A 22,922-nucleotide genomic window follows, 5' to 3' on the forward strand; every position below is an offset into this window, starting at 1 on the left:
GGCCTTTCATGGTACAAATAGACAATCAATTGCTTCAACTAGCATATAAAGCGTGTGAAGATAAAAAAGCAGAAAATATTGTGGTTCTTGACATCCACACCATCTCAGTTATGGCAGACCGTTTTATCATTTGTCACGGTAACAATGAGCGTCAAGTACAGGCGATTGTTCGTGAAATTCGTGATCAGGTGCATAAAAATGGGTATAATATTCGTGGTATTGAAGGGGAAGAACAAGGTCGTTGGGTATTAGTTGACTGTGGAGATGTAGTTGTTCACGTTTTCCATAAAGAAGAACGCGACTTCTATAATCTTGAAAAGCTATGGTCTGATGCACCTCGCGTCACTGTAGAAGTGTAGGAAACGGCTATGTCATATACGCATTTAGCTACAGTCTACGATGCGTTGATGGCGGATACGCCTTATCAGGACTGGCTGGTTTGGGCGGAGGATTATTGGCAGCTACACGGTAAGCCACAGACAATTCTTGACTTGGGATGTGGTACAGGCAGTATTGCCATTCCTCTGGCCCAAAAAGGCTACCAGGTAACTGGTGTTGATTTATCGCCAGAGATGCTCGCAATTGCCTATGAAAAAATGAAAACAGCACATGTTGATATTAATTGGGTTGAACAAGATATGACAGAGCTTTCTGTCAGCCCGATTGATTCGGTTATTTCCTTCTGTGACTGCCTTAGTTATATTACGGAAAAGGAAGCTGTACAAGCTACGTTTCAGCGTGTGTACCAGCATTTAAAACCAGGTGGAACCTTCCTTTTTGATGTACATAGTCCTTATAAAATTCTCACCTTTTTTGGAAATAACACATTTACACATGTAGATGAAGAGATTAACTACATCTGGCAATGCTATACGGATGAAGAGCGAATAGAAGTAGAGCATGATCTTACTTTCTTTATTCGTTTAGAAAATGGATGCTATCAAAAACGGGAAGAAACACAATACCAACGAGCTTATCAGCCGACAGAGATCATTTTGTGGCTGCGAGAAGCCGGCTTTGAAGAAATTAAGCTAACTGCTGATTTTGTGAATCTTCCTCCTGTTGCTGAAAGCGAACGGCTATTTTTTTCTGCCAAACGTCCTCATGATTGACATGTTCCGGTAAAAACGACTATAATCGATTCATATATGAACAAAGCGAAAATGAGGCCTAGTACAAAAACTAGATCTGGCAAAGAGAGTTGACGGTAGGTGCGAGTCAACCCGATTCTTTTTGGAACTCCCCTCATTGCTTTTTTGCTGAAGACTTTCGTTGTGTAGGCAAAAGCGTCTGTCCACGTTACGGAAAAGGAAGGGAGTAGGGCACTGGGTAACGTTTCATCGTGTTAAACAGTTGCTTTGCTAACTAGGGTGGTACCGCGAGAAGAAAACAACCTCTCGTCCCTAGCAGCTTTTTCGGCTGTTAGAGATGTGAGGTTTTTTGTGTGTCTTAGGGGCTAGACGTTTTTTGTCTGCTGATCATAAGACGCGGGTAACCTTTTAAATATGTTACCAATGTGAAGAAGGATTTGTGAAAGAGTAGAAGGAGGATGTAGCAAATGTCTATGCCGTATAATCCACAAGAGCTGGAAGTCAAATGGCAGAAAAAATGGAACGAACAAAAAACAAACAAAACGGTGGAGGATTCCTCTAAGCCAAAATTTTACTGCCTTGAGCAATTTCCGTATCCATCTGGGCGTTTGCACATGGGCCATATGCGTGTATATTCAATCGGGGATGTTATTGCTCGTTTGAAGCGTATGAGCGGTTTTCAAGTATTGCACCCAATGGGCTGGGATGCATTTGGTTTGCCGGCTGAGAATGCTGCGGTTAAATTCGGAGCACAACCAGCTAAATGGACATATGAAAATATTGATTTTATGAAAATGCAATTAAACCGTCTGGGTGTAAGTATTGACTGGAGTCGTGAAGTGGCGACTTGCTCCCCAGATTATTATAAATGGACGCAATGGCTATTTTTAACTTTCCTAGAACAAGGTCTTGCATATCGCAAGCGTGCTTTTGTAAATTGGTGCCCAGAATGCTCAACTGTACTTGCGAATGAGCAGGTAATTGATGGATTATGCTGGCGTTGCGATTCAGAAGTAACTAAGAAGGATCTGGAACAATGGTTCTTTAGTATTACTGATTATGCAGAACGTCTTTTGACGGATTTAGACAAATTGTCAGGTTGGCCGGAAAAAGTACGCACGATGCAAAAAAACTGGATTGGGAAAAGCGAAGGAGCTAATGTTACTTTCACAATTCCAGAGCTCAATGACGAGCAGGTAAAAGTATTTACAACTCGTCCTGACACGCTTTATGGCGTAAGTTATTTGGTATTGGCACCGGAACATCCATTGGTACCAAAATTGATCGCTGGTAAAGAGCAAGAAGCCCCTGTTCTTGCTTTTGTCGAAGAAATGAAGAAAGAAAGCGACATTACTCGTACAGCGACTGATGCTGAAAAAGTGGGATTCTTCACAGGAGCATACGCGAAGCATCCTCTGACAGGGGAGCAATTGCCGATCTGGGTAGCTAACTATGTGCTACTTGATTACGGTACAGGTGCTGTAATGGGTGTGCCAGCCCATGATGAACGTGATTTTGCATTCGCGAAAAAGTATGATTTAGCGATGAAAGTAGTTATCAATCCGGAAAATCCAGAAATTCTAGCTGATGAAATTGGGGTCGATGCCGCTTACACAGAAGACGGTACCTTAATAAACTCTGCTCAATTTGATGGAATGCCAAACCGTGAAGCGATTAAAGCAATTGCTGATGTACTTGAGCAGCAAGGTAAAGGCGGATTGTCTACCACTTATCGTCTACGCGACTGGCTGGTTTCTCGACAACGCTATTGGGGCGCTCCAATTCCAATCATTTATTGCGATAGCTGTGGCGTAGTACCAGTGCCAAAAGAACAACTGCCTGTGTTATTACCAGAAGATGTAGTTATCGATGGAAAACGGAATCCATTGACTAGCTCTGAGGAATTCATGAAAACCACGTGCCCTACATGTGGTGGAGCAGCAAAACGCGAGACGGATACAATGGATACCTTCATCGATTCTTCTTGGTATTATTTACGATATACGGATGCAAGCAACAATGAACTGCCTTTCTCTAAAGAGAACGCAGACAAATGGATGCAAGTCGATGAATACATTGGCGGTATTGAGCACGCAATCCTGCACTTGTTGTATTCCCGATTCTTTACCAAAGTGCTGCATGATGCAGGTATGCTGTCCTTCGATGAGCCGTTCCGCAGCTTGTTAACACAAGGCATGGTATTAAAAGACGGGGCTAAAATGTCTAAATCAAAAGGCAATGTGGTAAGCCCGGATGAAATGATTGAGAAGTATGGAGCGGATACGGTTCGTTTGTTTATTCTGTTTGCGGCTCCGCCTGAACGGGATCTAGACTGGACGGATACTGGAGTAGAAGGAAGCTTCCGTTTCTTGAACCGTGTATGGCGCTTGGTAGAGAGCAATCAGGAATTATTCCAGGCTCCTTATCAAATAGCTGCGAATGATGATGCAGCCAAAGATTTGTATCGTACTACGCATCATACCATTAAGAAGGTAACAGAAGATATTGGTGAGCGTTATACCTTTAATACAGCGATCAGTACGATTATGGAGCTAGTTAATAAGATGTACAGCTATCCAGCAGAATCAGACCGCGGTACCTTTGCTTTTGCAATGGAGACCCTTATCATTCTGCTTGCACCAATCGCACCACATATCTCTGAGGAAATGTGGCAACAATTGATCGGTAAGACTAGCAGCGTACACATGCAGGAATGGCCAACGTTTGATCCTAAAGCATTGGTACTGGATGAAGTAGAAATCGTAATCCAAATCAATGGTAAAGTACGTGAAAAGCTGGTAGTCGCTAACGGACTTAGCAAAGATGAGCTAGAGAAGCATGTACTTGCTCATGAAAAAGGAATTGCACTTATTGACGGTAAAACCGTTCGTAAGGTAATTGCTGTCCCAGGTAAGCTGGTTAATATTGTAGTAGGTTAATCATCTGTTTCGAGTAAAAAAGACAGCCTCTTCTCCTAATGCTAGAAATTAGCTATAGGAGGGGGGCTTTTTTCTTTTGCGGATTATCGACACTCTTTTATTCTCCTGTATTTTACTTATGTACATGTATTAAGTAGTTCATATAAGTCATATTGAATTTTAGATGAATAATCGAGGTCATGAAATCATCTTCCACATAATAAAGCCCCATCTATTGGAGTAAGGATAAACGTAATAGGTAAGAACAGCCATGTCTATAAAATCATTCTTTCATGATTCATTCTAATACTGACTACCAATTTTCCAACAGTTCCTTCAATTCGCGTTGATCCTCTTCAAATTTCTTTTGTGTGATGCGGAATACATGATGAAATACTCCAGGTAGAGAACCTTGTAAAATTCGCAGTCCTTCTCCTGTAATTCCTCCTGGTACGCAGACACGCGCCTGTAGCTCTGGTAAGGTAAAGTGTCCTTGTTTTAATAATTCAGCTACTCCAATTAGCATTTGGGTTGTTAAATGAACGGCTGTTTCGTGGGGAAGACCCGTTTCTTCTTCCGCAGACCGAATTATTTGTTGCAGTGTATAACTGAGAAAAGCAGGTCCACAACTAGCGATATCTGCTGAGATTCGCAAAAATGAAGCTTGAATTTCCAAGGGAAGCCCGATATGTGATAGAAGGTGGAGTAAACGTTCCCTTGACTCGTCTGTGGCAGAACGACCGTATTCAAGCAAAATGAGTCCACTCAAAGCTTGATTAGTGATGCTTGGAACTGCACGTATAACCTGACAAGAGACTAATTTTTCCAGTTCTTCTACTACTATGGGACTTGTAATTGTAACCAAGACCTGTTCATTGGAAAGAGAAGATGCGAATTCAGCTAATGCTGATCGATATTCTTTTGGCTTGACACATAAAAAAATCAGATCGCTGTTTGTAACGACATCAACATTACTCGTAGCGATTTGCAATTCTGGAAATTGTTCTTGTAGAAGTGACAATTTGCTTGAAGTTCGATTATAGGCTCTAATTTGGTTGGGCAACACAGCCTGAGAACGAATAAAAGATTGTATGAGCATGCCCCCCATACTTCCAGTTCCAATAAACCCAAGTTGCATGAAAATCCCTCCATACTTTTTTTGTAAAGAACTGTACAGGCGATACCATTTTCGTTCTAAAAGAGGTCTTTACATCTTATGTGTTAAAGGAGGGGTTCATGTTTTTTTGGAAGAGTAACGTTTTTATTTTCGGAACAAACTTACCCAATAAAATAACAAAAATATCTTTATTCCCCGGGGCAATAAGCTTACGAAGCTGATAAATTTTCCTTCATAATCAAACTGCTTGGAAAAATTCTTTGTTATACTCCCAGTGCTATTTCTTTTTGAGCCTCGTCCCGTCTAATTCACATATCTAAATATTTGGGTTCAATTTATTCACAGGTTGCAATCTTTTTTATTTTTTCAAAGGTCTTCTTACCTATACCCGAAATTTTCATCAAATCTTCTAATTTAGTGAAACCCTTCTTATCGCGATAGGCCATTATATCCTCTGCTCGTGTTTTCCCGATTCCCGGTAATTTCATAAGTTGCTCCAATGTAGCGGTTTTAATATTGATTTTAGTAGCAGAAGCTTGGGGTGAAGAAGGTGGCAAACTGCTTTGAATTGGCAAGCTGGGGTGAAGGAATGAATTAGTAAACTGGTTAGGAAAAGAAGTAGCTGACTCTTGCAGGGTAGGAACATATAAAACCATTCCATCCGTTAGCTTTTGTGCCAAATTAACTCGCTTTTGATCAGCCTGTGCTAAGAAACCACCGGCTTTCTGAATCACATGCATGACTCGTTCATTTGAGTCAAAAGAATATAAGCCCGGATGTGTGACAGCCCCCTTTACATCAATATAAAAGGAATGATTCATATTGCTGATTGGCTCATCTTTAGCAAGGGGGGAATCTATGGATACAGAAGATCTAGTATCAGAAAGGGTCTTTTCTTTAGAATCATCATTTTTATGTGAGCCTGTATTAGTGTTCACAGTAGAATTTTTTTGTTCGAATTCTGCAAGCTTAGTTGTTTGCAATTCGGTCGTAGCAGTGCTTTCCTTTTCAGCGAAGGCAACAGGAGTAAGTCCGGACATAGTGGTGGATTCAGCGGCGGGGTATATCCAGAAGCTAAGTCCAATAAATAAAAGAGCAGCACTCACAAAAATCCATTTTCGATAACGATCCCACAATTCCATAACCATTATTTATCCCTCCATCAGATCTTTAAAAATATCGTATAAAAAGATAGAGGGGAGTGCAAAAAAACCTTTCAATCACTTAGATTGAAAGGTTTTCAGGTAATTACTATCTTGCTATGCTTGAAGCGTTATTTTGCTTGCGAATTTGAACAGCAGGACTTACATAAGGCTGGAAGGAATACTTCTGCTCGATAAATATCTGATGCCATAGCATAAAGATTAAAATGGTCCAGATCTTACGGCTATAATCACCGTGACCTTCCTTATGCTCATCAAGCATGTACAACACATAAGCTTTATTAATTAAATGATCTACTTTCGCTTCAAAAATCAATTCTTTCGCCCATTTGTAGAATTCATTCTTCAACCAATGACGGGTTGGAACTGGGAAGCCAAGCTTTGGACGAGTCTTGATTTCAGGAGGCAAAAATTCCTTCATAGCTTCCCTTAAAACATGCTTGGTTGTACCTTCCGCAATCTTGTATTTGGTCGGAATAGTTGCTGCGAATTCAAATACCTTTGGATCAATGAACGGTACACGTAACTCCAGAGAGTTTGCCATGGTCATTTTGTCAGCTTTCATCAAAATGTTGCCGCGAAGCCAAGTATGGATATCCAAATACTGCATTTTGGTTACATCATCATAGCCTTGGACTCGCTGATAAATTTGTTGCGTGATATCGAATGGAGATTTGTAATGACCAGCATGTTTAATATTCTCCATCACTACTTTTTCCTTGATCTCTTCACTGAAGATCATGGCATTTCCAAAGAAACGCTCCTCAACTGTTTTAGAGCCGCGAATCAAGAAGTTTTTCCCTTTCATGCTATCTGGCAAATGTTCAGCAACACTGCGCATGGAGGATTTCATCCAACCTGGCATATGCTTAAACATCCGAAGGGAGTGTGGCTCACGATATATGTTATATCCGCCAAAGAATTCATCTGCCCCTTCACCAGATAGAACAACCGTAACGTGCTCGCTAGCCATTTCTGCTACGAAATATAGGAGAATAGCTGATGGATCTGCTACTGGTTCGTCCTGATGCCAGATGAGACGAGGCAATTCCTGCAGATAACGCTCTGCATTCATGGTGACTTCGTGATGCTCTGTACCTAGATATTCTGCTGTACGGCGCGCGTAATCGAGTTCGCTGTATCCCGGGATATCAGAGCCAATTGAAAAGGTTTTAACTGGTTCAAACTTACGTAACATCCCTACGATGCTGCTGGAGTCTACACCACTGGATAAAAATGCTCCGCGGGAAACCTCACTAACTCTGTGTTTATCTACGGAATCTAGCAAAATAGAGCGGGTACCTTCTACAAAATATGAGAATGGCTTACTTTCATCCGGTTCAAAGTGAACATCCCAATATTGTTCAATTGTCAGCTTATCATCCTGAATGACAAAGAAATGACCTGGAGGGATGCGATATATTCCTTCATACATTGTCTCAGGGTCAGGGACATATTGAAAGGTTAGATAATGATAAAAGCCTTGTTGATTGACTGCTCGAGGCACGCCTGGCAGTTCAAGCAAGCTCTTAATTTCACTAGCTACAGCAATTGAATCGGCCGTTTCCGTATAGTAGAGCGGTTTAATTCCAAAATGATCGCGTGCTCCAAACAGTAGGCGTTTACGGCTATCATAAATAGTGAAACCAAACATACCGCGAAGTTTTTTCGGTGCATCAAAGCCAACCTCTTCATACAAGTGAAGAATGGTCTCAATATCTGAATCGGTCTGGAACACGTGACCCTGTTCCTTTAACCATGTCTGTAGTTCTTTGTAGTTATAAACTTCCCCGTTACCGATAATCCAGATATCTTTTGTTTCATTAAACAAAGGCTGATGACCGCCAGCAACGTCAATGATGCTAAGACGGCGGAAGCCTAATGCAATATTATCTTCTACATGGAAACCATCGTCGTCAGGACCGCGGTGCAAAATCACGTCGGTCATTGCTTTTATCGTTTCTAGTTGTGCAGGTGCTTGATGCTTATTGAAGAACGAAACAATTCCACACATTCTCTTAGACTCTTCCTCTCACAGGGTGGTCCCCTGAAAATACACTATCTTAATCTAACATGGATTCCAAGCAAGCGCAATGCGGCAGTTGACTCGATTAAAGCAGGGCGAGTGGACAACAAAATGTAAACGATTAACGTAAAATGTTTTTTCGCCTCGTCTACAAGACAGCTCTCTTGCCCGATTCAGGTAACCCTTTGCATCTTATTATAAACAAATAAGAGGTCCTCTTGTGCGAAAGAGAACCCATGTCGACAGCGTATTTTAGTTAGTTGTTCCTTACATCCGAAAAAGGTATGTGAACGACCTCTATACCTTTTAGGAAATGCTCATTCCATTTATTTGGATAGGCATTACGGTACACGATCCGTGAAATCCCTGATTGAGCGAGTGTCTTAGCGCAATTTTCACAAGGTTCGTGTGTAACGTAGGCCGTAGCTCCCTTTAGACTGTCTCGATCTGCGTGTAAAACACTATTCACTTCGGCATGCACTGTTCGTACACAACGTCCAGCTTCATTAATTAAACAGCCTCCATCATCACAATGATCGTGACCATGGATGGAGCCATTGTAGCCCGTTGCAATAATATGTTTATCCTTCACAATTACGCTACCCACATGAAGGCGGGGGCAGGTAGAACGGGTGGATACCTGGTCGGCAATATCTAGGAAATATTCATCCCAACTTTTTCTCGCCATGTTGCTTCTCTCCTTTGACACCGAACACTGTTCTTACTACTATGTATTATAATTTTGCTTTATTATACTATAACCCTCTTCGCTTTCTCTATTATTTTTGTCCATATTCTTGCTCCTATAATGGATTGAGGAATAGAGAGAAAGGTGGAGAACGGGTGGCAGCCTATCATTTTTTTCTGACATCACTATGTTGGATTGCCGGGATTGGGCTTAGTAATTTGGGTAGGCTCAAGCTCTTTTCACCTTCTTTTTATTTATGGAGCGGATTTGTTCTATTAATATTGGCCGCGATTGGGTTGAAGGGCAGGGCGAGGAAATGGAGCTTGCTCTTAATGGGTTCTCTCCTTGCCGGTGCATGCTATTTTAGCTGGTACGATAGTCGCTATGTTTCTGATTTAGTGCATTATGCAGAGGGAGAGGAGCTTGTTTTCCTACAGGGAAAAATTGATTCTCCTGTAGAGCGAGATGGGGATTTGGTGAGGTTCTATGCACGAATTAACAACGTGAACAGTAAACAGAGAATGAACACCGCATCCCAGACGACAGATTTAAATGAGAGAGTTCTTATTCGTCTTAAGCTACAGCATGAGGAACAAATTAATACTATAGAAGGCTGGCATTCGGGTAATTCCTTTCAGGCACATGCTACAATAAAGCTCCCAGGTGCAGCTCGTAATCCGCATGCTTTCGACTACAGATCCTATCTTCGGTATCAAAAAGTAGCAGTAATAGTTGATATAGATGTTACGGATATAGAGGTTGAGGAGGGAGAAGGGGATTGGCGGGCCATTTTTACTAGATGGCAAAAAGCGGAATCCAGACAATTAGAAAAGCTAAACTTGGGGCCTGAAAACATCGGGTTTTTCAAATCGCTTCTATTAGGTCTGCAATCAGAGGTAGGAGCTGATCTTCAAACAGTTTATGCTGATTTAGGATTTATTCATGTGCTTGCCATTTCCGGCTTACATATCACAATCGTGTCTAGCGGCTTTCTATGGATTGTACAAAAGATTGGTGTTCCTACAAAGATTTCTTATGTGATAGGGATACTATTTATTTTGGTGTATGTAGGGCTAGTGGGTATGGGTGTATCAGCCGTACGATCAGGCTGTATGGGGATTCTTGGGTTGTTAGCACGATCTCGGGAAAAATCTGCGCAGGGTCTAGAAATACTTGGTGCCACAGGGCTTATTATGTTAATCTACGATCCGTATCAATTATTTCATCTAGGATTTCAATTATCTTTTTTTATTACGATGGGATTATTAGTCTTTGTACCGTTGCTAGTCCAATTGGAATGGCCCATGCCTAAATGGTTGGTTTCTACTCTAGCAGTCACACTGGTTTCGCAACTAATTTCATTTCCCTTTCTTATTCATTATTTTCATTTGTTTTCACCGATTTCATGGCTGGTTAATCTATTATTGGTGCCTGTCTATTCATATATTATTTTGCCGCTTGGCTACATCCTGCTACTTTTTTCTCATATTCATATTGCATTAACTTACATACCTTCTGTTGTAGCTGATTATCTTTTAACCTTTGTTCATTCCTTTCTTTCATTTCTCCACCAAACAAAATTTCCATTGAGGCATTGGGCACATCCTGTTTGGTGGTGGCACGTACTATATATAGGTTTTTTGGTAGGGTTTTGGGCAATGTGGCATTTAGGCTATCACCGTAAAAAGGACCTTTTCATGGCGACCTTTATCCTCATTTTATTGGTGATGATTGCTCGCGATCCATGGGGAAAAAAGGGCGAGGTAGAAATTACCATTATTGACGTGGGGCAAGGAGACTCTATAATAGTTGAGATAGACGATTCTTTTGTATATGTAATAGATACAGGAGGAACGGTCTTCTTTGAAAGAGAGCCTTGGCAAAAACGTAGAAATCCATTTGAAGTCGGAAAGGATGTTGTAGTGCCTTATTTGCGCTCTAAAGGAGTGGAACGCATCAACTGTCTTGTGCTGACACACGGGGACCATGATCATGTAGGAGGGGTAAAAGCACTGTTGCCTGCTCTGAAGGTGGATCGTGTCCTTACCAATGGTAGACAACCTAAGGCTGAGGCAGAATGGTTTCAAGCTTTACATAGTGAACAAATCAAAGTGCATACCGGATATTCAGGCTATACCTGGCAGGATAATCCGCAGGTTACGTGGACTTGGCTATCCCCGGATCCTAAAAGGACACAAGGGAGCTCTGAAAATAATGCTTCTGTTGTGCTGCTCTTGTCTGCATACGGTGTAAACATATTGTTAACAGGCGATTTGGAAGAATCGGGAGAACAAGAATTGTTACGGCGCTATGCATTACCTCCTATTGATCTTTTAAAGGTAGGGCATCACGGGAGCAAGACTTCTAGTAGTGAGGAATTCTTACATGCTGTTACTCCTAGTGTCTCATTGATTTCAGTAGGAACTAACAATCGATACCATCATCCATCTGAGCAAGTAATAGAGCGTTTTAAACAACGGAATACACAGATTTATCGCACGGATCACCATGGAGCGATTACTGTTACAATTAATGAAAATGGATACAAAGTTACTCCTACATTACAACCAGAATAATTACAATGATGGATTATGTTTGCAACTTTCATGAAGTTGCCTACGTCTGAAAGGAAGGAGAGAGCGCTAATGATTGAAGCTGACCTGATCAAAAAGGCGCAGGCAGGAGATCAAGAAGCTTTGGTGGAACTGCTTCGCTCCATTGAAAACACCGTGTATCGGAGCGCTTTCTATATTACAGGTAATGAACACGATGCAATGGATGTAGCCCAGGAAGCTTTATTACGCGTCTTTAGAAAAATTGGCACCTTTCAGGAAAAAGCCAAATTTACCACATGGGTTCAACGTATTGTCAGCAACATTTGCATGGATCGCTTTCGGGCAAAAAAGGAGACATTATCTATCGATGAATATGAACTGACGCTACAAGACAAACAAAATGTTGAAGATACGATTTTGTTGCATAGCATGTCAGAGGATGTTCATCGAGCAATTGCCAAATTACCGGAGCATTATCGAGTAGTTGTTGTGCTTCGCTATTTGCAGGATTTTTCCTATCAAGAAATTGCTGATACCTTGGACGTACCGCTCAATACGGTAAAATCTTATCTGTTTAGGGCTAGACATCAATTGCAGACACTGCTGCAGGAATATGAGAAGGGGGGGATAAGAGGATGACGCAGGATGACATTCATGAATGGATGCAAAGAGATTTGGACGATGATTTATCTGAGGAAGAAAAACGAATTTTACAAGCTAAGTTAGCTGAAAATCCAGAGTATATGCTCCAGTACGAACGTTTAAAAAAGGTATCTGATGGATTGGCAAATCTGCCAAGAGTTACACCACCGTTTAGTATTGTTGATGCGCTCTTACCTCAATTGGAGCAGTCCCGAGAAACCCCTGAACCAGCGGCTGTTACACAGACGGAACTACCTCGTCTAGAGTTAAAACAGACAGAAGACAAATCAGTAGGGAAAAAACGCCGGTTGCCATTGTGGGTGGCTAAGGTAGGAAGCGGTGTTGCGGCAGCTTGTTTGCTGCTGGGAATTTTTGTTATGGCCAATAAGGACAAAAATGAACCAATTGCTCTTACGAATGGAGCTTCTGGTCATGTACAAGAGGACGTATCAAAAAATTCAGCAGGTGACCCGACCGTTAAGGAAACACGAAAAACAGAAAAACCTAAATCTACACCTACTGATAAAAAAACATCTGACAATGAGAAGGGCCAAAGTTCGCAAGAGGCTTCAAAAGAGGTGCCAGTTGTTCCACAAAATGACACCTCGACTGAATTAAAAGGAGAGCAAAAGCAAAAAGAGAACAAACCGGATCACCACCAGAGCGGACCTAGCGATAGTAAGTCTGATACTGAAACTAGTGTAGCAATGGCACAGACGGATGGTCGTTTGAAGGATGGCAACCAAACGGATGAAAATCAAACACAGCACGAGATTGCTATTTCTCCTAAAATAAAGGATAATCACACTTCGGCTTCTGGCAAACAAGCATCTGCCCATGAGCAGTCGATATCAGAAGGAGCACTTTTCTCCTTGATTCCTGATCAGGTGGACAACTACAATAAGCTGGATCAAGAGGGCAAGGTTCAAGCATGGGAGGAAGCGTCTAAAGAAGTGCAGGAATTTTTGCAGGAGCATCCTGATCTGCAAAATGTCAAAAATCAGAAGGATTTAGAGAAGGTTATTCAAAATGCCATTGAGCGGGCGCTGAAGGAACAGAAAAAACGAGAAGAAGAAAAAAAGCAAAGAGCGGAGCAGCAAGCTAAAGATAAGCAAAAAGAATTAGAGAAGAAGCAAAAAGAACTACAAAAAGAATGGGAAAAACAGATGAAGGAATGGGAGAAGCAGCAGGAAAAGCAACGAAAAGACACAGAAAAGCACCTAGAAGAGTGGACCAATCCACAAAATGGCTGGAATTGGCAGAAATAATGATTGGGAATCAATAGCCAGCAGCTACTGGAAATCAGGAGGCACCGTTTCAAGAATGCTAATAAAAAAAGAGCAGAGTATATTCTTGCATTCAGGGGCCATTGGGTGAAAGAGAACGGGCTAAAAAAACAACCCTCAATTATAACAATAGGCTGTTTTTCATTAATGAACGATAAGTATTTCGAAGCTTGGGGATAGCATAGGCTTCCTTCCTGGATCTTAGGCTGACTCATCATGCGCAGATAGGACGAACGCCAAATTTTGCAGAAGACTGACACCAAAAAGTGCGTTTTGCGTAAGATAAAGTATCAAGCACCCCCTGCTTCCCGTATAGAGAGAAAACATCCGGGGTTTTCTCTCTAGCGTTTACATAAAAGCGAATGTTGCTTGGTTAAACCATGGCTGAAGAGGTCGTGGTTTTTTTGCGTGCAAGCCTAAGCGTGTTATAATTAAAGTAAGGAAAAAATAGAAGAAATAGCGAGTAACAAAGGAGAGATCGGAATGCCGTTACGCACGGCGATGCGGGAGATTAAACAGAAGCGATTTGCTCCGGTTTATGTACTTTATGGGCCGGAGACGTATCTAAAAGAGGAATTTATGACCTTGCTTCGTAAAGAAATGATTGACCCGACATACGCTGATTTAAATATAGGAATGTACGATTGTGCTCAGACACCTTTAGAAGATATGTTAGTAGAAGCCAACACCTTGCCGTTTTTGTCCGACTATCGTTTGGTAATTGCCAGTAATGCCTATTTTTTAACCGGGGCAAAACCACCAAGTAAAATCGAGCATAACACAGATGTTCTTCTGGATTACTTAAAGGACCCGACTCCAAGCAGTTCTCTCGTGTTGGATGTACATGCCGATAAGCTGGATGAACGGAAAAAGTTAACAAAGCAATTGCAACAACGCGCTGTTGTTCTAGGATTTCAAACATTGCAGGATGCCGATTTATATGGATGGATTGAACGGACTGCACAACGCTTTGGCGCACTGATTGAACGAGAAAATGCTATGTTGCTGGCAGAGCGTGTTGGTTCAGAATTACGGTTATTAGTTAAAGAGATCGAAAAAATGGCGCTCTATGTAAAGAAAAGTGATAATCAAACGGGAGAAATCACTCGTGAGACAATTGAGCTTTTGGCCTCACGAACGTTAGAGCAGGATGTCTTTTTTCTTGTTGAAGCCGTTGTTACTGGAAGGGTAACAGATGCGTTTCGCACTCTGTATGATTGCTTGAAAATGGGAGAAGAGCCGATTAAGTTGATGGCGTTATTAGCGAGACAGTTTAGATTGATATACCATGTGAAGACGCGTGCTCCACTAGGCTATACGCAGCAACAGCTAGCTGGTATGCTAAAAATGCATCCGTATGCGGTTAAAAAGGCGCTGGAGCAAGCAAGACATTTTTCGGAGGCTAGTTTACGCCGGCTGCTAGGAATCCTTGCAGAAGAGGATTACCGGATGAAATCAGGGCAGACCCACAAGAGATTAGCTCTGGAGGTATTTATTGCGAAAGTAGGACAAGAGTTGCAACGATAAAGACTAGACAGCTTTTCCAGGCATGAGGGACTCGTCTATTAGCAAATCGTAATGACAGGTACAGTGCTTTATGTCAGCAGAAAATAAGATAGCTCTACAGGGTGCAGACACTCGATGTAGGGCTTTTTTATTATGCCTGGACTACAGCAAGATTACGTAAGTTTTCAGGAGATGAGAAAGGGAAGATTGGTAAAATGTCCGTGATGTTAGATGTGTCGCATTGGAGAATAAAATCCTTGCTAGTTGTGAATTATGATTTCGGCCTGGCAATCCATTTGCTGGAAGCCGCTAACTGAAGGAGGTAGGGTAATGGGGAATTATCAGTAAGGCAAACAAAACAAAATTTCCTATGCTAATGGAGCTTGCGTTGTATGCTATGCGGACGTGGTTCGATCATCAAATGCAACATGACAGAAGGGGGCATGCTTAGCTCTAAAATAAAAAACCCTGCAAACCTAAGGTTGCGGGGTTTTTTGGCCTGTCAAAACGAATTATGCTACAGGAGCAGTAAGAACGTTAAGTTTTTTCATCAGGCGAGATTTTTGACGATTAGCTGCGTTTTTATGAATAAGACCTTTCGTAGCAGCCTTGTCAATTTTCTTAACAGCTGCAAGAAGGGTTGTTTTAGCTAATTCCACGTCAGAAGCAAGAACTGCTTTTTCAAAGTTCTTGATTGTTGTACGAAGATCAGATTTTTGAGAAGCGCGTTGAGCACGGCGTTTTTCGATCGTCTTTGTACGTTTGATAGCGGATTTAATGTTTGGCATACTTTCACCTCCTTAAAACAATAGAAAAGACCATAGCAAAAGAAATGCAACAAATAGTATTCTAGCATGCGTTTGGTGCATTTGCAAGGAATGATTTTGCGAATAAAAATGACAGAAGCAAGCAACCTAGTATTAAGAAATAAGAACAGAACACATGATAATCTGGTTCTTAATCGGAAGGAAAGAGAAATGAGCCAAATTAGCTTGTCGCACGGTTATTTTTCTCTACTTGGAGGCGAATAGAATGGATGTACATAACATTGATCTAGCTAAGTATACAATCCGCACTGATCTGGCAGTAGAAGCACATGAGGCAGCTCGTGAACAGAATCAAAGCGATATTCCAGGGGTTTTCCTAGCAACAGATAACTCTGAGCCGGGTATTACCGTTACCAGAGTACAGGTTGAGAATGAGGAGGCAGGTAAACAAATCGGAAAGCTCCCGGGAAATTATGTGACAATTGAGGTGCCAAAGCTCAGAGATAACGATTCAGAGCTGGAAGGGATAGTAACCAAGCGATTTGCCCGGGAATTTGCTAGATTTTTGCAGGAACTCGGATTAACAGAGGACAAAAAGGCGTTGGTTATTGGTCTTGGAAATTGGAATGTAACGCCTGATGCACTAGGCCCTCAAGTTGTTGAAAATTTATTGGTGACACGTCATTTATTTGAACTAGCACCTGAATCAGTTCAGGAGGGATATCGTGAGGTTAGCGCACTCTCTCCCGGTGTATTAGGGATTACGGGTATTGAGACTAGTGAAATTGTGTTTGGCGTGGTAGAAAAGAGCAAGCCGGACTTTGTAATTGCGATTGATGCCCTTGCATCCCGAGCCCTACATCGTGTCAATACAACGATTCAGATTGCTGATTCGGGTATCCATCCAGGTTCGGGGGTAGGAAATAAGCGTAAATCTATTGACCAAGCCACATTAGGAGTTCCTGTCATCTCTATAGGGGTTCCAACGGTGGTATTTGCTTCTACCATTGTAAATGATGCGATTACTTATTTATTAGGTCATTTTAATCAGTCGATGCAGGAGCAAAATCGAGCATTTAATCGACTCACTGCTTCGGATATGCCGGAGCGTAAAGAACCTTACACAGAGGAAGACTTGCCTGATATGGAAAAAAGGGGAACCTTCATGGGATTAGTAGGGCAGCTATCTGAGGATGAAAAGCGACAGTTAATTCATGAGGTCCTGCGTCCGCTAGGGCAAGAGCTAGTAGTGACACCTAAGGAAATAGACGATTTTATGGAGGGGATTTCTAATATAGTAGCTACAGGACTTAACCAAGCGTTGCATAGAGCCGTCTCTGAGGAGAATGTGAGTGCCTATACACATTAAAGAAAAGTAGACTGCTTCGCCATAAACAATCAATAAAAAACCTCAAAAATCGAAGCGTTATTTTACTAGGGTGATCGTTCTATCTACTCTATGACATGCATACTATAAAGCATATGCAAAAGAAGCGTCAGAGGAGGAGAAATGAAAATGATCACCCTATTACAACGCTATTTTTTTGCGCTCTCTGCCGGCACAGCTCTGTTATTTTTGCTTGTGAGTCTTTTGCTTGTAAACCCCAATCATCAGGATTTTCTCTACTCTAGCAGCATTCAACGAGCTGCTTCCAACGTGTCAAGTATTACGTTTCTAGATGCGATGGGCATGGAAATCCCTAGCTTGCATCGGATTGTTCAAGCGCAGGGAGAGCCTGAGAGCTCCACGATGCAAAGCTTCTTCTTTCAACTCATTACCGGTATTTATCCTGGTGATTTACGCAGTCTGTTAGGCAGAGAACTGCCGGGCTTGCTTACCTACGATGATGCTCGAATTATTGTGCCAGGTCAAGGATTAGAGCTAGTGGATTTGTACGTGGAATCTGCCGCACCGAATGCAGTCGTTCAGGATATGAATAGAGAAGAAAATACAAAAGTAAGGGACATAATACAGCCGGGACAAGTCGAAAAGGATGAAACGAAGACGCCAAGTCCTTCTAGCATAGCTGGGGAGAAGCGTGTTTTTATTTACAATACACATAATCGGGAATCATGGACGCATGTAGCACCTACTGTAGGGACGTCAGTTGATCATCCAACAAAAAATATTCAGCTCGTTGGCAAACGATTCGGAAAGCTTTTGCAAGAAAAAGGGGTAAATAACATTGTAAGTGAAAATGATTTCATTCAGCAATTAATCGACCAGAAAAAGACATATCCGATGGCATATGCCGAGTCATATAAAGCTGTCAAAGCTGCCGCTCAAAAAAATCCTGCTTTACAGTATTATTTTGATATCCATCGCGATGGTGATGTGCCCCGTAGTAAAACGGCAATCACTATAAACGGAAAAACATATGCCCGCATCCTATTTGTCATCGGAACACGCAATCGTAATTTCATGCAAAATGAACGGATGGCCAAAGAATTGAACGCTTTGGTAGAGAAAAAATACCCGGGACTATCTCGTGGTGTAATCGCAAAAGGTGCTCATGAGGGAAATGCCGAGTATAACCAGTCTATCTCTCCGGGTAGTCTATTACTAGAATTTGGTGGAATCAACAATACGCTTGAGGAATCTTACAATACAGCAGAAGCATTTGCTGATGTTTTTGCGGAGTATTACCAAAAAGCAGAGAAAGTGAACAAGGAGCAAACACCAAAGAGTAGTAAGAGTAAGGAGTGAGAGCTTGGATGGCGCATACGATACGATTTATCGGTATGGTGATTCTTTTGTTAATTGGCATTGTACTGGGCATGCAAACCGCTGAACGGGGTATCAATAAAGTGGACGGAAGTTTACGTGAACAATCCCAGACCTTTGCTATTACCAAGGTTGATAATAATCAGGTAGAGATAGCGGTTATGGGGAAACAAGTAAGAACAGAGCCAAAACGTGTCGTTAATTATGTGAGTGAAGCCGGGGAATCGGTAGGAAGATGGATTAAAAAAGGGACGGAAGCTACAGTAAATTGGATTTCTGGATTTTTTGAACCATAAAGCCAGTAATGAAACAAGGTAAGAATAAATTAGGTAGATTGGGAAAGGCAATTTGTGCTGAAGTGTTCGCAAGTTGCCTTTTTAGCTGGAGTACAGGTTTTTGTGGAAAAAAATAACTGGTTTATTTATACAAAATTAATTTTTATTCATACTATATTATTTTAATGTTGCTAGTTTTATAAATAAATGCAATAATTATCTAAGTTATCAAAAAATAACCCATAAGAACAATGGTATAGAGAGGTGCGGTCCCTTTGACGCAAAAGATTTTGCACATTGAGAATCTAGAGACCCATTTTTTTACTGATCGTGGACGAGTTCCGGCCGTTGATCGAGTTAATTTATCTATCAACAAAGGTGAAGTGTTAGGCATTGTAGGTGAGTCAGGATGTGGCAAGAGCGTTACGTCACTATCTGTCATGCGATTAGTACCTAATCCTCCAGGGAAAATTGTGGGCGGCAACATTTTGTTTAAGGGAGAAAACCTGCTAACTGCCAGCGAAAAGCGAATGCGAGAGATTCGAGGGAACGAAATCGCAATGATTTTTCAGGAGCCAATGACTTCTCTGAATCCCGTTTACAAAATTGGTGACCAGATTAGAGAAGCTGTTATCCTGCACAAAAAAGCTTCTAAAAAAGAAGCAACAAAGCGTGCCGTTGAGATGCTACATTGTGTGGGCATTCCGCGTGCTGAGGAAATTATTCATGAGTATCCACATCAATTATCTGGCGGAATGCGTCAGCGTGTCATGATTGCGATGGCGATGGCCTGTAGTCCGCAATTATTGATTGCAGATGAGCCAACTACAGCTCTTGATGTTACCATTCAAGCCCAAATACTTGACTTGATGCGCAGTCTAAATGAGGATATGGGGACCGCTATCATGTTGATCACCCACGATCTAGGGGTGGTGGCAGAAATGTGCCACAGAGTGGTTGTGATGTATAGCGGAAATGTGGTGGAAGAAGGGGATGTCAGGAATATTCTGAAGAATCCCAAACATCCATATACGCAAGGCTTACTCCAATCCATTCCACACTTAGAAGAAAAGAAGGAGCGGCTTTACTCCATCCCAGGCAATGTTCCACTGCCAGGAACTATTAAAGAAGGCTGTCGATTTGCACCGCGTTGTGAATATGTGACAGACAAATGCCGGATAACGATGCCGCAGCTAGTGCAAGTGGGCACAGGACATCGGGCTCGTTGTTTTCTACATGAACAATAACATCTGAAGGGAGGCAGATTGGTGGAGGATTTATTAGCAGTGAATCGTTTGAAAAAATACTTCCCTATCACGGGGGGAGTTTTTGCCAAGGAAATCGGCGCAGTAAAAGCGGTTGATGATGTCTCTTTTCGCGTTAAGAGGGGGGAGACCTTAGGATTGGTGGGAGAAAGCGGTTGTGGCAAGTCTACAACAGGTAGGTCCATACTCCGATTAATAGAACCAACAAGTGGTGAAGTGCTGTTTGAAGGAAAAAATGTGGCCCGGATGAAAAGAGAGGAAGTACGGGAGATTCGTAAGGATATGCAGATTATTTTTCAGGACCCGTTTGCGTCTTTAAATCCGCGCCATACAGTCGGAAAAATTTTAGAAGAGCCTCTGATTGTTCATGGGATCAATTCCTCCAAAGAACGGAGTCAGCGTGTTCATGAATTACTAGAGGTAGTCGGACTATCTAGCTATCATGCGGGACGTTATCCTCATCAATTTAGCGGAGGACAGCGTCAGCGAATCGGAATTGCTCGTGCACTGATTTTAAATCCCAAATTAATTGTGGCTGACGAGCCAGTATCCGCCTTGGATGTATCTGTTCAATCACAGGTGCTTAATCTCATGCAGGATTTGCAAAAAGAATTTAACCTGACGTATTTATTCATTGCTCATGATCTAAGTGTGGTTCGGCACATTAGTGATCGTGTAGGTGTTATGTATTTGGGCCGCATTGCAGAGCTTGCGGATAAAGACGAGCTGTATGCTAACCCTCTGCACCCGTATACAAAAGCATTGCTGTCAGCCGTACCTGTAGCAGATCCTGATAAAAAGCAGGAAAGGATTATTTTGAAGGGTGATTTACCAAGCCCAGCTAATCCGCCGGCAGGATGTACATTTCATACGCGATGTCCTCATGTGATGGATGTATGCAGAGAAAAACGTCCTGAGATGCTTGAATCGAGAGAAAATCATTTGGTAGCCTGTCACTTATATAGTTAATATTCAAAATTTTACGAAAATAAATGGGCATATTTTTATAAAAAGAACGTACTGTTTTGACAAAACCTCTTTTTTAAGTGATTTGTTACAGGCTGAAAACATCAAGAATGCATGAAGCAAGGAAGCGCTGGCTATACGTTGCTTTCTGTTCATGAAAATAGAAAACAAGGGGGATTAAAATATGAAGAAAAGGAAGCTGGCAGCAGCTCTTTGCGGAATAATGGCTTTTTCTGCAGCTTTGACTGGCTGTGGAGGCAATGTAAACGAACCCGCCAAACAAGGAGAAACAAAGACAGCAGAAACCAAAAAAGGCGGAAAAACCCTAATTGTGGGGCGCGGTGGAGATTCTGTAGGCCTTGACCCAATCACGATTACGGATGGAGAGTCGGCGCGGGTTACAGAAAACATTATGGAAACACTAGTAAAATACAAAAAAGACAATACAGAGGTGATACCAGGACTTGCTGAAAAGTGGGATATTACTCCAGATGGTAAGAAATACACCTTCTATTTGCGAAAAGGCGTTACCTTCCATGATGGTACACCTTTTAATGCAGAGGCTGTTAAATTTAACTTTGAGCGTTGGATGGATAAAAGCAATCCATACCACGATAAAGAAGGCTATGAATATTACAATGACATGTTTGGCGGCTATAAAGGTGACAAGGACCATGTCATCGCTTCTGTAGATGTGAAAGATGAGTACACGATCGTCCTTACATTAAATCGCCCTCTGGCACCTCTTATGCAGAATCTGGGTATGTTCCCGTTTGCTATCGCTTCGCCAGATGCTGTGAAGAAGGGGACTAAGGAATTTAATGAGAAGCCTGTTGGAACTGGTCCATTCAAATTTGAGAAATGGAATCGAAATGATAGTATTACGATTATAAAAAATCCAGATTATTGGCAAAAAGGTCTTCCTAAGTTAGACAAAGTTATTTTTAAGGTGATTCCAGACAACTCCGCTCGTTTAACAGCGCTTACATCTGGTGAGATAGACATTATGGACGGTTTAAATCCTGATGATGCGAAACCTGTGAAGGAAAATAAAGATCTGCAGTTATTTATCCGTCCTTCTATGAATGCTGGCTGGCTTGGTTTTAACATTGAGAAAAAACCTTTAGACAATGTGAAGGTACGCCAAGCAATGGGGCATGCCATAGATAAGCAAGGTATGATTGAAGCTTTCTACAGCGGTTTTGCCCAGCCTGCTACTAATCCGTTGCCCCCCTCTATTTGGAGTCATAATGATCAAATTAAGGATCGCGACTATAACCTAGAAAAAGCAAAGCAGTTACTGACTGAGGCAGGTTATCCAAATGGTTTCAAAGTGAAATTCTGGGCAATGCCAGTACCACGTCCATACATTATTAATGGTCAAAAAATGGCTGAAGCAATACAACAGGACTTTAAGAAAATTGGTATTGATGCTGAGATCGTTTCCATGGATTGGGCGACTTATTTGGATAAAACCAGAAAAGGGGAACAGGAGCTTTATCTCCTTGGCTGGACTGGAGATAATGGTGACCCCGATAACTTCCTAAACAACCACTTTAATAAAAATAACATAGGTGGCAGTAACCGTTCCTTCTACAAAGATGAGAAGGTTACTGACCTGCTGGTGAAGGCGCAATCTGAGGTAGATGTTGCAAAACGTGCTGCAATTTACAATGAGATTCAACAAATCATCTTTGATCAAGCAATTCTCATCCCATTGGTGCATTCGACACCTCCAATCGCAGCGAAAGCGACCGTTAAGGGCTATGTGCCACATCCAAAAGGTAGTGAAAGCTTAGAAGAGGTGGATATTGAATAGGTTTTCATATGTAAAAGGGTAGGAGCTGAGCTTTCCTCTTACCCTTTTCTTTTACCATTCATTTATCCGCTATCGTTTATGAATAAACAAGCAAGGAAAGCGAGGAGACGGTA

At 41.8% G+C, this 22,922-nt stretch carries 18 protein-coding genes and 1 other annotated feature; of the genes, 13 read left to right on the plus strand and 5 right to left on the minus strand.

Annotated elements, in window-relative coordinates; translation table 11 throughout:
• Positions 1–8: 8 nt before the first annotated feature.
• The 3 genes from rsfS (at position 9) to leuS (ending at position 4,030) form a co-directional block, all read left to right on the plus strand.
• Complete coding sequence (gene rsfS / locus QZ995_RS12865; protein ID WP_031414039.1) at positions 9–359, plus strand: ribosome silencing factor; 351 nt, start codon at positions 9–11, stop codon at positions 357–359.
• 9 nt (positions 360–368) lie between these two features.
• The gene (locus QZ995_RS12870; protein WP_301807388.1) at positions 369–1,112 is read left to right on the plus strand and encodes a class I SAM-dependent DNA methyltransferase; all 744 of its coding nucleotides are present in this window, start codon (positions 369–371) and stop codon (positions 1,110–1,112) included.
• Between the two features lie 39 nt (positions 1,113–1,151).
• Positions 1,152–1,408: a binding site (T-box leader), on the plus strand.
• Between the two features lie 156 nt (positions 1,409–1,564).
• The gene (leuS, locus tag QZ995_RS12875; protein WP_437124733.1) at positions 1,565–4,030 is read left to right on the plus strand and encodes a leucine--tRNA ligase; all 2,466 of its coding nucleotides are present in this window, start codon (positions 1,565–1,567) and stop codon (positions 4,028–4,030) included.
• A gap of 292 nt (positions 4,031–4,322) precedes the next feature.
• Here leuS and comER read toward each other — a convergent pair whose 3' ends face one another.
• From comER to QZ995_RS12895, 4 genes are all read right to left on the minus strand, one after another.
• Positions 4,323–5,147, minus strand: a complete 825-nt coding sequence (gene comER, locus QZ995_RS12880) for a late competence protein ComER (protein WP_301807392.1) — start codon at positions 5,145–5,147, stop codon at positions 4,323–4,325.
• A gap of 314 nt (positions 5,148–5,461) precedes the next feature.
• Positions 5,462–6,274, minus strand: coding sequence for a ComEA family DNA-binding protein (locus QZ995_RS12885; RefSeq protein WP_301807394.1), 813 nt, complete (start codon positions 6,272–6,274; stop codon positions 5,462–5,464).
• Positions 6,275–6,377: 103 nt separating this feature from the next.
• Positions 6,378–8,303 (minus strand): asparagine synthase (glutamine-hydrolyzing), encoded by a 1,926-nt coding sequence (gene asnB / locus QZ995_RS12890; protein ID WP_301807396.1) that lies wholly within the window; start codon positions 8,301–8,303, stop codon positions 6,378–6,380.
• Positions 8,304–8,571: 268 nt separating this feature from the next.
• Positions 8,572–9,003 carry a deoxycytidylate deaminase gene (locus QZ995_RS12895; RefSeq protein ID WP_301807399.1) on the minus strand — a complete coding sequence of 144 codons (432 nt, stop codon included), beginning with the start codon at positions 9,001–9,003 and terminating at the stop codon, positions 8,572–8,574.
• Between the two features lie 155 nt (positions 9,004–9,158).
• Between QZ995_RS12895 and QZ995_RS12900 the strand changes: the two genes are divergently transcribed.
• The 4 genes from QZ995_RS12900 (at position 9,159) to holA (ending at position 15,013) form a co-directional block, all read left to right on the plus strand.
• A complete protein-coding gene (locus QZ995_RS12900; protein WP_301807401.1) occupies positions 9,159–11,579 on the plus strand; it encodes a DNA internalization-related competence protein ComEC/Rec2 in 2,421 nt (806 codons plus the stop codon).
• A 69-nt stretch (positions 11,580–11,648) separates the two neighbouring features.
• On the plus strand, positions 11,649–12,197 hold the full coding sequence (locus tag QZ995_RS12905; protein WP_003338255.1) for an RNA polymerase sigma factor: 549 nt from the start codon (positions 11,649–11,651) through the stop codon (positions 12,195–12,197).
• A complete protein-coding gene (locus QZ995_RS12910) occupies positions 12,194–13,468 on the plus strand; it encodes an anti-sigma factor family protein (RefSeq protein WP_301807404.1) in 1,275 nt (424 codons plus the stop codon). The genes QZ995_RS12905 and QZ995_RS12910 overlap by 4 nt, the downstream gene beginning before the upstream one ends.
• Before the next feature lie 501 nt (positions 13,469–13,969).
• On the plus strand, positions 13,970–15,013 hold the full coding sequence (holA, locus tag QZ995_RS12915; RefSeq protein ID WP_301807406.1) for a DNA polymerase III subunit delta: 1,044 nt from the start codon (positions 13,970–13,972) through the stop codon (positions 15,011–15,013).
• Between the two features lie 491 nt (positions 15,014–15,504).
• Here the strand turns inward: holA and rpsT are convergent, their stop codons facing one another.
• Positions 15,505–15,780 (minus strand): 30S ribosomal protein S20, encoded by a 276-nt coding sequence (gene rpsT / locus QZ995_RS12920; RefSeq protein ID WP_003338252.1) that lies wholly within the window; start codon positions 15,778–15,780, stop codon positions 15,505–15,507.
• A gap of 244 nt (positions 15,781–16,024) precedes the next feature.
• Between rpsT and gpr the strand changes: the two genes are divergently transcribed.
• The 6 genes from gpr to QZ995_RS12950 all read left to right on the plus strand — a co-directional run bounded on the left by gpr (position 16,025) and on the right by QZ995_RS12950 (position 22,809).
• The gene (gene gpr, locus QZ995_RS12925) at positions 16,025–17,128 is read left to right on the plus strand and encodes a GPR endopeptidase (RefSeq protein WP_301807410.1); all 1,104 of its coding nucleotides are present in this window, start codon (positions 16,025–16,027) and stop codon (positions 17,126–17,128) included.
• A gap of 147 nt (positions 17,129–17,275) precedes the next feature.
• Complete coding sequence (gene spoIIP / locus QZ995_RS12930) at positions 17,276–18,466, plus strand: stage II sporulation protein P (protein WP_301807526.1); 1,191 nt, start codon at positions 17,276–17,278, stop codon at positions 18,464–18,466.
• Positions 18,467–18,474: 8 nt separating this feature from the next.
• Positions 18,475–18,780, plus strand: coding sequence for a DUF3679 domain-containing protein (locus tag QZ995_RS12935; RefSeq protein ID WP_064018373.1), 306 nt, complete (start codon positions 18,475–18,477; stop codon positions 18,778–18,780).
• A gap of 254 nt (positions 18,781–19,034) precedes the next feature.
• Positions 19,035–20,006 carry an ABC transporter ATP-binding protein gene (locus tag QZ995_RS12940; protein ID WP_301807412.1) on the plus strand — a complete coding sequence of 324 codons (972 nt, stop codon included), beginning with the start codon at positions 19,035–19,037 and terminating at the stop codon, positions 20,004–20,006.
• An 18-nt stretch (positions 20,007–20,024) separates the two neighbouring features.
• Positions 20,025–20,993: an ABC transporter ATP-binding protein gene (locus tag QZ995_RS12945; RefSeq protein WP_301807414.1), complete on the plus strand. Its 969-nt coding sequence runs from the start codon at positions 20,025–20,027 to the stop codon at positions 20,991–20,993.
• Between the two features lie 181 nt (positions 20,994–21,174).
• Entirely contained in the window at positions 21,175–22,809 is a 1,635-nt protein-coding gene (locus tag QZ995_RS12950; RefSeq protein ID WP_301807416.1) for an ABC transporter substrate-binding protein, read from the plus strand.
• Positions 22,810–22,922: the final 113 nt, after the last annotated feature.

The organism is Brevibacillus laterosporus, assembly GCF_030489605.1.
Lineage (GTDB): Bacteria > Bacillota > Bacilli > Brevibacillales > Brevibacillaceae > Brevibacillus_B > Brevibacillus_B laterosporus_E.